The sequence below is a fragment of the Candidatus Hamiltonella defensa 5AT (Acyrthosiphon pisum) genome, from assembly GCF_000021705.1.
Classification (GTDB): Bacteria; Pseudomonadota; Gammaproteobacteria; order Enterobacterales; family Enterobacteriaceae; genus Hamiltonella; species Hamiltonella defendens.
In genome coordinates, this window is record NC_012751.1 from 70,602 (window position 1) to 84,427 (window position 13,826).

The 13,826-nt window shown below is 38.7% G+C and carries 13 protein-coding genes; 2 read left to right on the forward strand and 11 right to left on the reverse strand.

What is annotated here, in order from left to right:
• Window position 1: 1 nt before the first annotated feature.
• The 10 genes from cyoA to fkpA all read right to left on the reverse strand — a co-directional run bounded on the left by cyoA (window position 2) and on the right by fkpA (window position 7,865).
• Window positions 2-922 carry a ubiquinol oxidase subunit II gene (gene cyoA, locus HDEF_RS00485; protein WP_044612214.1) on the reverse strand — a complete coding sequence of 307 codons (921 nt, stop codon included), beginning with the start codon at window positions 920-922 and terminating at the stop codon, window positions 2-4.
• A gap of 146 nt (window positions 923-1,068) precedes the next feature.
• Window positions 1,069-2,250 carry a 3-demethoxyubiquinol 3-hydroxylase gene (ubiF, locus tag HDEF_RS00490; RefSeq protein WP_012737811.1) on the reverse strand — a complete coding sequence of 394 codons (1,182 nt, stop codon included), beginning with the start codon at window positions 2,248-2,250 and terminating at the stop codon, window positions 1,069-1,071.
• Window positions 2,251-2,272: 22 nt separating this feature from the next.
• A complete protein-coding gene (gene accC, locus HDEF_RS00495) occupies window positions 2,273-3,616 on the reverse strand; it encodes an acetyl-CoA carboxylase biotin carboxylase subunit (protein ID WP_012737812.1) in 1,344 nt (447 codons plus the stop codon).
• Between the two features lie 11 nt (window positions 3,617-3,627).
• Complete coding sequence (gene accB, locus HDEF_RS00500; protein WP_012737813.1) at window positions 3,628-4,065, reverse strand: acetyl-CoA carboxylase biotin carboxyl carrier protein; 438 nt, start codon at window positions 4,063-4,065, stop codon at window positions 3,628-3,630.
• A 10-nt stretch (window positions 4,066-4,075) separates the two neighbouring features.
• Window positions 4,076-4,555, reverse strand: a complete 480-nt coding sequence (gene aroQ, locus HDEF_RS00505) for a type II 3-dehydroquinate dehydratase (protein ID WP_044612215.1) — start codon at window positions 4,553-4,555, stop codon at window positions 4,076-4,078.
• A gap of 120 nt (window positions 4,556-4,675) precedes the next feature.
• On the reverse strand, window positions 4,676-5,737 hold the full coding sequence (locus HDEF_RS00510) for a 3-deoxy-7-phosphoheptulonate synthase (RefSeq protein WP_012737815.1): 1,062 nt from the start codon (window positions 5,735-5,737) through the stop codon (window positions 4,676-4,678).
• A 235-nt stretch (window positions 5,738-5,972) separates the two neighbouring features.
• A complete protein-coding gene (gene tusB / locus HDEF_RS00515) occupies window positions 5,973-6,254 on the reverse strand; it encodes a sulfurtransferase complex subunit TusB (protein WP_012737816.1) in 282 nt (93 codons plus the stop codon).
• Window positions 6,255-6,266: 12 nt separating this feature from the next.
• Window positions 6,267-6,638, reverse strand: coding sequence for a sulfurtransferase complex subunit TusC (gene tusC, locus HDEF_RS00520; protein WP_012737817.1), 372 nt, complete (start codon window positions 6,636-6,638; stop codon window positions 6,267-6,269).
• A 13-nt stretch (window positions 6,639-6,651) separates the two neighbouring features.
• Complete coding sequence (tusD, locus tag HDEF_RS00525; protein ID WP_012737818.1) at window positions 6,652-7,050, reverse strand: sulfurtransferase complex subunit TusD; 399 nt, start codon at window positions 7,048-7,050, stop codon at window positions 6,652-6,654.
• 56 nt (window positions 7,051-7,106) lie between these two features.
• The gene (gene fkpA, locus HDEF_RS00530) at window positions 7,107-7,865 is read right to left on the reverse strand and encodes an FKBP-type peptidyl-prolyl cis-trans isomerase (RefSeq protein WP_012737819.1); all 759 of its coding nucleotides are present in this window, start codon (window positions 7,863-7,865) and stop codon (window positions 7,107-7,109) included.
• A gap of 197 nt (window positions 7,866-8,062) precedes the next feature.
• Here fkpA and HDEF_RS00535 point away from each other — a divergent pair, with 197 nt between their 5' ends.
• Window positions 8,063-11,692 carry a transporter substrate-binding domain-containing protein gene (locus tag HDEF_RS00535; RefSeq protein WP_012737820.1) on the forward strand — a complete coding sequence of 1,210 codons (3,630 nt, stop codon included), beginning with the start codon at window positions 8,063-8,065 and terminating at the stop codon, window positions 11,690-11,692.
• A 116-nt stretch (window positions 11,693-11,808) separates the two neighbouring features.
• Window positions 11,809-12,876: an oxygen-dependent tRNA uridine(34) hydroxylase TrhO gene (gene trhO / locus HDEF_RS00540; protein ID WP_012737821.1), complete on the forward strand. Its 1,068-nt coding sequence runs from the start codon at window positions 11,809-11,811 to the stop codon at window positions 12,874-12,876.
• Here the strand turns inward: trhO and secF are convergent.
• Window positions 12,855-13,823, reverse strand: a complete 969-nt coding sequence (gene secF, locus HDEF_RS00545) for a protein translocase subunit SecF (RefSeq protein ID WP_012737822.1) — start codon at window positions 13,821-13,823, stop codon at window positions 12,855-12,857. The genes trhO and secF overlap by 22 nt on opposite strands.
• Window positions 13,824-13,826 lie beyond the last annotated feature (3 nt).

The following is a 13,826-nucleotide window of genomic DNA, read 5'->3' on the forward strand; positions in this document are numbered from 1 at the left end:
TTTATTCCTCCACTGTAGAGTGCAGAGCCTCATGTGTTTGATGCATTTCGATATTCTGATGCATATTCATATCGCCCATAAATTTTTTAATGGTGTCCTGGAAAAGAAAAGGTTTCACAACAGAAAAATAGGTCACAGGATGATGGTCACTGGGCTGAGCCAATCGATTGAAATCATGAAAAGTATTTAAAGTATGAGGGGATTTCTTGACTTCTGACACCCAGTGCTGAAAATCTGATTCATCTTTTGTGGCGATGGCCGTAAATTTCATCCCCGAAAATCCTCGACCACTATAGCTACTTGAGATTCCTTCGTATTGACCGGGTTTGTTAGCAATTAAGTACAGTTGTGCCTGCATACCAGGCATGGCATAAATTTGGCTGCCTAATTGAGGGATAAAAAAGGAATTCATCACCGAATCAGAGGTGATTTTGAAATGAATAGGCACATTCATCGGAAAGGCCAATTGATTCACTGTGGCAATCCCTTCTTTGGGATAAATGAACAACCACTTCCAATCAAGAGAAATGACTTCAATCGTCATAGCGGGCTTGTTGTTTACAATAGGTTTATAGGGATCTAATTCGTGAGCACTTTTCCAGGTGATGACGCCAAGAATGGCAATAATAATAATAGGGATAATCCAAACCACAGATTCAATTTTGTTGGAATGAGCCCAGTCTGGGGAATATGTTGCTTTTTTGTTAGATTCACGGTATTTCCAGGCAAAAATGAACACCATCAAAATCACAGGAATTACAACAATTAACATCAACCCCACGGAGGTCAGTATTAATTTTTTTTGTTCAATCCCTATGGCTCCTTGAGGATTCATCAAAGTAACATCACAGCCGCTCAGTATGATGGGCGCAATAAAAATAGACAACATCCTCAAAAATTTTATCAATTTCTTTATTATCATTTGACAACCTCAATGACAAACGGGCTTATCACCATTCCATCTGTGTGTATATCATAACCATTTCATCACAATTTTGAATAATTTATTGGAATTTATATTCAAATCAGGATTTGGATTAATGTTTCGTTTCACCACTCAATTACTATTTAATAACCCAGCGCGTATTCCAGCACCTTTCTTTTTAATTTGCCAGCACGCTCAGCCGCAAATAAAGCGAGATTACGGGCGAGCTTCATAGTCAATAAAGTGCTGCTAAAAGTATTATAAAATAGGTCTATTGTATTTTGCATAAGGAAATTATCTAACTGACGTTGATGCTGATAACGCAGTAACACCTGATGGCTATACCAACATTCCCCTTTACTACGTGCTTCATGAAGTACCTCCAACAAGGCGCTCACATCCCTGTAGCCCAAATTCACACCTTGCCCAGCTAAAGGGTGAATAGTGTGAGCAGCGTCCCCTATTAATGCCAACCCAGCTTGGATATAACTGTGCGCATGATGACGTGTTAAAGGAAAAGATCCTGTCGCCATAATAGAAACGTTGCCCAATTTTTTTGGGAAATTTTGATGCACATGCTGATGAAGCTCAGAAGACGACATTCTCTGTAATCGTTGTATATGCTTTGGATGATGATAGTAGACTAAAGAAGCCCAATCATCCCATAAAGGCAAAAAGGCTCTAGGACCAGAAGGAAAAAATTGCTGCCAGGTGACATCCTGCTGTGGTTGGTTTGTTTTTACTATCATTAACAGACAGGACTGGCGATATTCCCATCCAGTGCTTCCTATCCCTGACCACAGTCGCACTTTGGAATGCAACCCATCAGCGCCGATCACTAAAGGCGTTTTTAGCTTTTCTTTTGTATTTAAAGTTAACTGCCAGGTTTTCCCGGTTTTTTGCATGCTTTCAAGCCGAGATGGACAAAAAATCGTCACATTAGAGCATCTCTCTATTTCTTGCCATAAAACCAACTGTAACAAGGGGTTTTCGATCATAAACCCTAATTCTGATCGTGAGATAGAATCGGCTTCAAAAGATACATGGGCTTGTTCCCACTCCCATGTTTCCAAACGTCGATAAGGCGCAGAGCGCATGGCTATGACTCGCCCCCATACATTTAATTTTTTTAATAAATCAACGGATCGGCCACTTAAAGCAGATATACGCAGATCGGGTAGGCTTTCAGGATCAAAAGACTTTGGAGCAACAGGTTCTAATACAGCAACAGACCAACCATTTTTAGCTAATCCCAGTGCAGCTGCAGCGCCTACCATCCCTCCACCTACTACCACAACATCGTAATTTTGTGGGTAATCCCTCATATTAGTAAAACCTTTATCAGTTTTATTGTGATCCTGATTTTTTTTCCAAGTAATGAATATTACAGCCCCCTCTTTGAAAATGGTCATCATTAACGATTCGCTCTTGTAATGTGATATTCGTCTTGATCCCTTCAATAATCACTTCTGAAAGGGCATTTTTCATACGTGCAATCGCCACTTCACGAGTTTCTCCGTAAGTAATGAGTTTTCCTATCATGGAATCATAATCAGGAGGGACAGTATAACCTGCATAAATATGTGAGTCCCAACGAATACCAAATCCTCCAGGAACATGAAGACGCATTATTTTTCCGGGGCTGGGTAAAAACGTATTCGGGTCTTCGGCATTAATACGACACTCGAGAGAATGGCCTCGCACCACGACATCGTTTTGTTGAAAAGAAAGCCGATGCCCTACAGCAACACGAAGCTGTTCTTTGACTAAATCAATGCCCGTGATCATTTCAGTGACTGGGTGCTCAACCTGAATACGGGTATTCATTTCAATAAAATAGAACTCTCCGTTTTCATACAGGAATTCGAAAGTGCCAGCACCATGATAACCAATATCTTGACAGGCTTGTACGCAGCGTTCACCAATTTGCCGCCTCATACCGTGAGTAATCCCAGGAGCAGGGGCCTCTTCAAGGACTTTTTGATGACGACGCTGCATCGAACAGTCACGCTCAGCCAAATAAATGGCATTGCCATGTTTATCGGCTAAAACTTGAATTTCTATATGGCGCGGGTTTTCAAGATATTTTTCCATATAAACCATGTCATTATTAAAGGCGGCTTTCGCCTCTGCACGAGTCATACTAATGGCCTGCGCCAAATCTTTATCGGTGTGTACCACCCTCATACCCCGCCCGCCGCCGCCTCCAGAGGCCTTAATGATCACAGGATATCCAATACGCTCTGCAAAACGACTATTTTGAATATTGTCTTCGCCCAAGGGGCCATCAGAGCCTGGAACACACGGCACACCTGCTTTTTTCATCGCATTGATGGCAGAAACCTTATCTCCCATTAAACGAATAGTCTCGGCTTTAGGTCCTATAAAAACAAAACCTGAGCATTCTATCTGCTCTGCAAAATCTGCATTTTCGGCTAAAAAACCATATCCAGGATGAATGGCATCAGCTCCTGTGATTTCCGCGGCAGAGATCAGTGCTGGAATATTTAAATAACTTTTAGGGGCTGGCGCTTCGCCGATACAGACACTTTCATCTGACAAAAGAACATGCTTGAGATCACGATCAACAGTCGAATGTACAGCCACCGTTTTAATACCCAATTCTTTACAAGCGCGTAAAATTCGCAAAGCAATCTCGCCACGATTAGCAATCACAATTTTATCAAACATAATGGGCCTTGTTATTCCATGATGAAAAGAGGGTCGTTGAATTGAACGGGCTGCGCATTTTCTATTAAAATGGCTTTAATGACTCCCGATTGATCCGCCTGAATTTGATTCATCATTTTCATGGCCTCTACTATACAAAGGGTATCGCCGATTGAAACTGTCTGGCCGACTTCAACGAAGGGGCTCGCATCTGGGCTGGGGGTCCGATAAAAAGTGCCGACCATAGGGGAACGAATGATATGACCTTCAAGAGACACAGAAGTTTCTTTCGTCTCTGGTTCAGAAATGACACCAGAATTTCTGGAATACTGCGCGGGTACCATTGCCACTGTGGAAGTCGGTAATGACCGGTTAATACGTATTGACTCTTCACCCTGAGAAATGGCCAGCTCTGAAATGTCGTGTTCTTCAACCAATTCAATCAATTTTTTAATTTTTCGAATATCCATAAATGTTATTTTATACTCTGTTGATGGACGCAAAAGATGCAGATAAATGATTCACCGCTGCCTGTAACGCACAATCATAACCGTTTACGCCTAGACCACAAATGACACCAACCGCAATATCCGAAAAATAAGAATGATGGCGAAAATGCTCACGGGCGTACACATTAGACAGATGAATCTCAATAAATGGAATTTTGACAGCGAGCAAGGCATCGCGCAAGGCCACACTGGTATGTGTGAATGCTGCGGGGTTGATGAGAATAAAATCAACGTTATCTTGAGATGCATGAATTTTTTCGATTAACGCATGCTCTGCATTGGATTGTAAATGAGATAATTGGCACCCTATTGTCCTGGCTTTTGCTTCTAGCAGGTCGATCATTTTATCTAAACAGAGGCTGCCATATTGTTTTGGTTCGCGTAATCCCAACAAATTGAGATTTGGACCATTTAATAGCAATATATGATATTTATTCAATTGAGCTGGCATGCAGACAAAATCTCTCATCATCAAAAAAATGTGTTTAAAATCGCCGATGGTGATATTTTTTCTATCAAATTTCAGAGAGCGTTAGAAATAAAAGCTTTCTTGAATCTTGATAAAAATAAATTAAAAACGCGCCTTTACTGCTTCCGATAATTCGTATAAAAGATCTTCAGTATTTGACCAGCTTAAGCAAGAATCTGTGACGGATTGCCCGTAGATCAACGGTTTTTCAGGAACGATTTGTTGAGATCCTTCTATCAAAAAGCTTTCTATCATAACCCCTAATATTGCTTTAGAACCAGAACGAATTTGCTCAGCCATACTGTGAGAAACGCTTAACTGATGGCGATATCTTTTTTGACAATTCCCATGGCTAAGATCTACGACAACATGCTCTGGTAAATGAAAGTCACGTAACTTATGACATGCTAGAGCAATATCTTTTGCGCTGTAATTGGGTTTTTTACCCCCCCTCATCACGACATGGCCATAAGGATTACCTAAAGTTTGATAAATGGTCATCTCCCCTTTTTTATTAGGAGAGACAAAAATATGGCTTGCACTGGCCACACGAACAGCGTCAATAGCAATATCAATATTGCCATCAGTGCCATTTTTAAAACCGATAGGGCAAGATAGAGCAGAAGCCATCTGCCGATGGATCTGACTTTCAGTCGTACGTGCTCCTATGGCTCCCCAACTGATCAAGTCAGCAATATACTGCCCCATGATGATATCCAGGAATTCAGTGGCGGTAGGTAAACCCAAACGGTTAATATCTAAAAGCACTTTTCTGGCCATTTCAATGCCCAGATTCACCTGAGAAGAGCCATCCAGCAATGGATCAGAAATCATTCCTTTCCAACCTGCTGCAGTACGAGGCTTTTCAAAATAGGTCCGCATGACTATTTCTAATTGATTTTGATACTGCTCGCTTAATGTCTTCATTCGGGTCGCGTATTCAATAGCCGCATTAGAATCGTGAATAGAGCAGGGGCCTATAATGACCAATAAACGGGGATCTCTACCTTCAAGAATTCTTTCTATACGTCGTCGCCCGCTGATCACCTGGCTTGCTATTGCATCTGAAATGGGTAGTTTTTTTTCTAACTCTTCCTGTGAAATAAGGCTGTTAATAGGCTGTTTTCTTAGTCTATCTATTGACAGATGATGATTCTCTAACAATTTTTTATTCTCAGCGTTCTATGATTATTATTCTGTGTGCAGTCAACCCTCGGTCTTGAGGCCGAGGATATCAATCACGGTTTTCGAGCTAACTGCACGTTTGCTGTTGTTGAATGTATTTCGGGATAATCGACACGGGAGATAAGCACAATTACTGTCAAAATTGAATCATTTAATAACACATTGGGATCATGGAAAGTAAAATTCAATGAATGGGATGTGATTTTTCTCGAGTTTACCAAGCGATATGTTGTTTATGTTTGATCGTAAGCTGAACAAAATCCTGATAATTAATTCTCCTGGCCTCTTTTGGCATGAAAAACTGTAATCCACGAGCCATCAGATCTTCTTCCAAAATGAATACATTTGTTAATTCATGACATTTAAAAAAATAACTTTTATTTAACAAAGCAATTACACCATCCTGCATAAAAAGCAGATCATCGTCCTTTGAAAGAAAATGAGATAAGGCCAGGCAATCAGTTCTATAAGGCGAACGGCTTAGAGTATATAACACGATTTCATGCCATTAAAATGTTAAACAAATATCATAATTCGCTAATTTTTTACGTAAACAACCAGCAGATAAAACCTCCACATCGAGAACCCAATGTCCGAATTCTTTTAATCCACGCTCTTTTAATGAGTGCAAACAGATATAGCATTTTTTGACATCATACAGTGTTAAAACACCAAAGGTATCAATATAATTTCTTGCTAAAATCATTTCTGGTCTCTGCTGGGGTAAAAGTTGTAAAACACCATCTGAAATAAAGAATACTCCTATGGTATTTTCTGGATTTTGAATTAATCCAGAAGTGGCGAGAAGAGCATCAAGCCCTTCTCTGCCATTTGCTGACCCATGCGGAGCTTGAGTAAAAATAAAAGCGATGGATTTCATGTTTTCTTTAAATTTAAAATTGGATCACTCTATCACAGGTTAACAGAGCTTCTACCAAAGCTGTTAAACCGCTCAGAGTAAACCCATTTTGTAAATTGTAAGAGGATGAATACGATTGAATTTGTTCTTGTTGCAGACACCCGACACCTCGACGTGATGCGGCTGAAATACAAACGTTAAGCATAATATGATGATCAAGTGCTAATTGATGCCACGCACGCACCAAATCAAACTCGTCACTGGCAGGTGTTACAAACCGATTTGCGTTAAAAACACCGTCTTGGTAAAAAAATATACTGATTAATCTATGTTTTGTATCTAATAACGCTTTTGCAAATTGATATGCACTACTTGCTTGTTCTGTACCATATGGAGGGCCTGTTACCAGTAAACAATAGCTTAATTTTTTCATTGATTTAAACTGACTGTTTATCACAGTCAGTTTCTGAGTCGCCTATTTGAGCTGATTTATTGCTTTGTGCCTTCAGATGGGTCTACTTTAGTTTCAGAAGCCGGTTTGATATCAAGTAATTCAACATCAAAGACCAAAGTAGAACCTGCAGGAATGGTAGAAATCGGATTTTTACCATAAGCGAGCTGTTGAGGTATCACTAATTTGATTTTGCCCCCCTTGCCGATTTTCTGAAGACCTTCTTTCCAACCCACGATAAGATTATTTAAAGGAATAGAAAGAGGCTCACCACGCTTTATAGAATTATCAAACTCAGTGCCATCTATCAAAGATCCTATGTAATGAACAACGACAGTGTCAGTATCTTTAGGCGCTTTACCATTACCTGCCTTCTCAATTTTGTATAAAAGACCACTTTGTGTTTTTTTTACGCCTGTTTCTTTAGAGAATTTCTCACTATATTCACCGCCCTTTGACACATTTTTTTCAAAATCTTTTTCCATTTTTGCCCCGATCGCGGTTTTTACTTTTTCTTGAAAGAGGGTTAAAGTTTTTTCCATCTCTTCAGTCGTTAATTTATTCGTATTAGAGAATACGTCTTCCAGACCTTGCATTAACTCCTTTTTATCCAGATTAATGCCTAATTTTTCTTGCTCCTTCAAGTATCGGCCAAAAGAAGTACCCAATGCATAAGCATCTTGATTTTTATGATTCACCACTGGTGCTTTGGAAGTCTCAGTTGCGAAGGCCTGTGTCATATTAAAGGTCAATGCTGTAGTAGTGGTAAATAAAAGAATTTTAAACAGTGATTTCATGCTTGTCTCCATAAAATGGCTAAATGAATATTTCACATCCTCTATTGCTTTGTTTAAAGAAGAGGCTTCGCACCCGATAACAAAAAAACGCATTAATATAGCCTCGATGAGGGAGATAAAACAATAGAGCTAAATTTTGAAATTACGTCTATTCTTAAGAAATATGAATTATTCATTTTAATAGATATTATCTTTTTATGAAAAAGTTTTTTATATTAATTTTTTTTATATTATTTTTTGTTTCTTCTAATAGTGCATTCGCCATTATTCCTAGAGAAGTAGATATTATTAGCCGTCAAAAAATGCCTTTTCTTCAATTACAACTAGACGATGATGTTCAAGAAAATCTCAAAAATAAAAAAGAAATACGAGTCGCCATTTATCCCCCGCAAAATCCTCCCTTTAGTATTATGTTTGAATGTAAAAAATTTGAAGGTATTTCAGCAGATTATATGTTTTTAATCGCACATTATCTTGGTTTAAAGCCTAGAGTTCTACTCTATCCAAGCCGTCAGGAAGCCTTAGAGGCACTGTCTGCAAGTTCAGTAGATATGGTGATTAGTGATGCAGGTGAATTGGATGAAAAAAATGAACATTTCAGTCACAGTGCACATTTTATGCCTAAGCATCTGGCGTTGGTATCTCGAAAAATGACCGATCCTAACCTGCAGCAAAATAAAACTTCCATACGTTTAGCGTTATCCCAAAATTATGTAGATCAAAATTGGCTTAAAAATCAATTTCCCAACGCCAACATTTCACGCTATTCATCCGTTTATGACGCTATTTCTTCTGTTGCTTTTGGTGATAACGATTATTTTCTTGGTAATTTGGCTTCCGCTAATTTTTTTATTGAAAACAACTATAAAAACATTTTGAATGTGGTACATATTTATTTTGAACAAAGAATTGGATCTTATTTTTTAATGCAAAAAAACGACCCCCTTTTTTTGAAAGGGGTCAATACGGTTTTGAAATCCATTCCTATAACGCAACGTCAGAGTATTTTTCGTCAGTGGAGCCAAAGATTTGATGCCAGACATTGTCAATTCTCTTCATTATTGACAGAAAAAGAAAAAGAATGGATTGAGCAAAATAGACAGCAGAAAGTATTAGTGAATCCCCTATATAGTCCATTTACTTTTTTTGATGAATCATCGAAATTTCACGGTATTTCCGCCGATATTCTGGAATTAATCCATTTACGCACGGGGCTGGATTTTTTACCAGTCAAGGTTCATTCTGTCACTGAAATGATGAATTTTTTACAAAAAGGGAAAGGGGATATTATTTCTGCCGTTAGTTATAGTCATTCACGAAATCAAAAAATTCTGCTTACCCGACCTTATTTGTCTTCGCCAACTGTGTTGGTCACCCGAGATACTCCAATCAGCGCAAATTTTTTATCAAACAATATCAAATTGGCGGTGACATCTGGCAGCCATGTTATTGAATGGTTAAGAGTAAATTATCCAAAAATTATGTTAATTCCAATAGAAAATACCACCTTAGCCTTAGAAATGCTTGAAAGAAATAAAGTGGATGGTGTTGTATATAATTTAATAGGCGCAAATTATATGATTGACCATTATTTTCGCGGTAAATTAAAAATAGCGAAGCGCCTAAGCGAATTATCGTCTGTGATTTCTTTTGGTGTTAACCCTGATAACACTGAACTTAATAGTATTCTGAATAAAGCTTTGATCGATATCAGCCCGAGAGAGATTTCACTTATTCTGAATAAATGGCAAGACGCTCCTGATGTAAAGCTATATAGCTGGAACTTTTATAGCACCGAATTTTATTTGTTAGCGGCGTTATTTAGTGTGTTAGTGCTTACCTCACTGATGTGGATTTATTATTTACGGCGAGAAATTTTGAGCCGACACACCATCCAATTGAAATTACAAGAAGAAGTCACCCTTCGTGAAACTTTATTGAATAGTATTCCTGTGCCTGTTTATGTCGTAGATCGTGATGGATATATCATCAATCGTAATCAAGCCTGGAATGTGTTTTTTGAACAAAAAAAAATGGATTTGACTGAATTTCCTTTATCCTCTTTTTCACATCCCTTGTCAGCGGTCTATCCTTCATTGCAAAACATTTTTAAAAATCCTTCTATAGAAAAAACGGTATCTGCTCAACGTTATACGGTGAATAATGGCCTTGAAAATCGTATTATTTTGCATCAGGCTGTGCCTTTTATTGATAGAACAGGCCAACCAGCAGGTCTTATCTGTAGCTGGCAAGACATGACGTTATATGAAAATTTATTAAAAATATTATCCATCACTCGAGAACGAGCGGAACAAGCAAATCGTGCTAAAAGTACTTTTTTGGCGACGATGAGCCATGAAATACGAACACCCATCAGTGCCATTATCGGTTTGCTGGAATTGGTCGTGACGAGTAAAGAGCATGTCGTTTCTGATGATGAGCCGATTTATGTTGCCTATCAGTCCGCACAAAGTTTATTGGGTTTAATTGGCGATATTCTTGATATGGCAAAAATTGAGTCTGGAAAATTGGAGTTGAATCCAGCATGGGTCTCTTTTCATGAACTCATTTTACCGGTGGTAAAGGTATTTGATGGCTTAGCTCGACAGAAAAATTTAAGGCTCAGTTGTGAGATTAAAACGGGTCATCCTGATGAAGTCTATATTGATCCCATGCGATTTCGCCAGGTGCTCTCAAATCTTCTCAGCAATGCGATTAAGTTTACTGAAATAGGTTCAGTGGATGTATTGGTTAAATGTATATCTAAAAAAGAACCCCTGGAAACTCATCAGATACAAAGGTTAGAAGTTAAAGTCAAAGATACGGGTGTTGGCATCAGTCAAGCAGACCAAAAATTGGTTTTTCAGCCTTACAGCCAGTCTGATTTTGGGAAAAAACAAAGCGGTACAGGTCTTGGTCTATCTATTTGTCTTCAATTAATGCAGATGATGAACGGAAGCATTAAGTTGAACAGTGAGCTTCATCAAGGAACCTGTGTTGAGTTATCTGTACCGATACAATGTCGGGCCAATATTCATCAGGCAAAAGAAGAAAAACAGTTGATCAGCGAAAATGTTCAGAAATCCTTTTCCTTACGCATATTAGTAGTGGATGATCACCCTGCAAATCGCCTTTTGCTAAAAAGTCAGCTGACTCGTCTGGGTCACCAGGTAGTTGTGGCAGAGAATGGGGTTCAGGCATTAGAACTTTGGAAAAATGATGTTTTTGATGTGGTGATCACAGATTGCAGCATGCCCGTGATGGATGGACCGACTTTAACCCGTCACCTCCGTGAAGCCAGCAAAGGACCTCTGATCATTTTAGGTTTAACCGCTCATGCGAGAGAAGAAGAAAAAGTGGCTTATTTAGCAGCAGGAATGGATGACTGTCTGTTTAAACCTCTTCGACTTTCTCAATTAGATGCCTGGTTAAATAAGTTAGCATGCCGTTTAGAAAAAAAAGCGGAGCCATTAAATACATTAAATAATTTAGTGAGTATGGAGACTTTGAATCAGTTTACTCAAGAAGATCCGGTCATGTTACGCGAGCTTTTGATGACCACTCGTGATGAAAATATTTCGGATATGAAACAAGCGAAGGTGTTATTAGAAGAGGCTAAATGGCCTGGTTTCACGCAGTGCTTACATAGAATCGCAGGCGCTTTACATATTATTGGCGCAAATGAATTGGCGGGAAGTTGTCGAGAATTAGAAAAAGAGTGCCAAAAAAGTTCACCGAATAAACAAATGATTGAAGAAAAATTTGAAACCATTCTTAAAAATCTAGAAGAGATAAATCGCGCTATTTTTGATACTTATTTAAAATAAAAGAGGAAAGCGAAAACAAATCACTTGATCCTCTTTCCAGCTTATTAGACACTCCTGCTCATTTTATCTATTTTCAATAGATTTCACCCTCTTATCCATAAAGGAGAAATTACAGCGTGCCCGTGTTACACAATCGAATTTCCAATCAAAAACTCAAAGAAAAGATGCTGGCTGAAACCCAAGAACGTCAAACCCTTTCTTTTTATAAATATTTTGCTTTGGATAATCCCAGTATGTTCCGTGACAAACTTTATACTCAATGGAACCAACTCAGTGTTTTTGGGCGAGTGTATATTGCTAAAGAAGGTATCAACGCTCAAATTAGTGTACCTATTGATCATTATAATGATTTTAAGGCATCCCTTTTTAATGCGCATCCTGCATTAGATCAAATACGCCTCAACACAGCTTTAGAAGATAACGGAAGGTCTTTTTGGGTATTACGGATGAAAGTCCGCCAACGTATTGTTGCCGACGGCATAGAAGATGAGACGTTTAATCCTGCTCATACAGGTCAATACCTCAAGGCACACGAAGTCAATGAAATGATAAAAGATCCAGATGCCCTTTTTGTGGATATGAGAAATCATTATGAATATGAAGTAGGCCATTTTAAAAATGCCATCAAAGTGCCCTCTGACACCTTTAGGGAACAGCTCCCCATGGCTGTTGATATGCTAAAAGAGGATAAAGAAAAAAAAATGGTACTTTATTGCACAGGCGGAATTCGTTGCGAAAAAGCCAGCGCTTATTTATTACATCATGGTTTTAAAAATGTGTATCACGTTGAGGGCGGAATCATCGAATACGTTCGAACAGCAAAAAAAAAGGACTTGCCTTTACATTTTATCGGTAAAAATTTTGTTTTTGATGAAAGAATGGGAGAACGTGTTTCTGAAGAGGTTATTGCTCACTGTCATCAATGCGAGCAGTTTTGTGACACACATGTTAATTGTCACAATTCGGCTTGCCACTTGTTATTTATTCAGTGTGCTATTTGCAGTGAAAAATTTTCGGGCTGTTGCAGTGCAATCTGCCAAGAAGAATTAGAGTTATCGCCAGAAGAACAGCGTTTGCGTCGTTCTGCTCGGGGCAATAAAATAAAAATATTTAATAAATCAAAAGACGTTTTAGAAACTATTATGAATAAGTCAATAATAGATCAAGGTAACAAAGAAGGCTGATCCTCGCCTTCTTTTTTTACTTTTTGCTGGATCATATGTTCTCGTTTCATGCCCAGTTTTAGAGCTAAGGCGGAGGCGACATAAATAGAAGAAAGAGTTCCAATAGAGATGCCTATCAGCATAGTCAGAGAAAATCCGTGTAACATGGCACCCCCAAACAGATACAACATGAATACCACTATCAAGGTGGTAGCTGAGGTCATAATGGTACGGCTTAAGGTTTGTGTAAGGGAAACATTGATAATTTCATAGGATGTTCCTCGACGAATTTGACGAAAATTTTCTCGAATTCGATCAGAAACCACAATGCTATCATTTAAGGAATATCCGATGACAGACATCAATGATGCAAGAATGGTTAAATCAATTTCGATTTTAAACAAAGACAATATACCTAACGTAATGATTACATCATGACCTAAAGCAAGTACGGTTCCTAATGCAAGACGCCACTCAAAACGCAGGCCCACATAAATGAGAATAGATAATAAAGCGACCAGTAATGCCATACTTCCTGTTTGCGCCAATTCTGAGCCCACACTGGGGCCGACAAATTCTACTCGTTTTAGGATCGTTTTTTGATTCGTTGATTGATCAATAATAGTAATGATCTTTTGTCCGAGCTCTTGGATTGCATTATTGTGTTTTGCCGACATGCGTATCATCAGGTCTCGAGTGGTACCAAAATTTTGCACAACAGGTCCTACCAGACCAGCTATTTTCAATGCATCCCGTATTTGATCGAGCGGCGCAGGTTGTTCCATGGTGATCTCGATAACCGTCCCTCCGGTAAAATCCAAACCCCAGTTAAAACCTCTGATGGAGATGATAAGAACGGCAGCAGCCATTAATACAAAGGAAATTCCAAAAGCCACGTTGTCCCAACGCATAAAATTGTAGACTTTACGACCATAATTAAGTTGCTCAACAGTATAATTTTGTGACACTTA

Excerpts from the sequence above, each read along its gene's own strand:
- HDEF_RS00535 (WP_012737820.1), top strand. The coding sequence starts at position 8,063 with ATGAAAAAGTTTTTTATATTAATTTTTTTTATATTATTTTTTGTTTCT.
- tusD (WP_012737818.1), bottom strand. The coding sequence starts at position 7,050 with ATGAAAAAATTAAGCTATTGTTTACTGGTAACAGGCCCTCCATATGGT.
- accB (WP_012737813.1), bottom strand. The coding sequence starts at position 4,065 with ATGGATATTCGAAAAATTAAAAAATTGATTGAATTGGTTGAAGAACAC.
- cyoA (WP_044612214.1), bottom strand. The coding sequence starts at position 922 with ATGATAATAAAGAAATTGATAAAATTTTTGAGGATGTTGTCTATTTTT.
- fkpA (WP_012737819.1), bottom strand. The coding sequence starts at position 7,865 with ATGAAATCACTGTTTAAAATTCTTTTATTTACCACTACTACAGCATTG.
- tusC (WP_012737817.1), bottom strand. The coding sequence starts at position 6,638 with ATGAAATCCATCGCTTTTATTTTTACTCAAGCTCCGCATGGGTCAGCA.
- ubiF (WP_012737811.1), bottom strand. The coding sequence starts at position 2,250 with ATGAGGGATTACCCACAAAATTACGATGTTGTGGTAGTAGGTGGAGGG.
- accC (WP_012737812.1), bottom strand. The coding sequence starts at position 3,616 with ATGTTTGATAAAATTGTGATTGCTAATCGTGGCGAGATTGCTTTGCGA.
- aroQ (WP_044612215.1), bottom strand. The coding sequence starts at position 4,555 with ATGCCAGCTCAATTGAATAAATATCATATATTGCTATTAAATGGTCCA.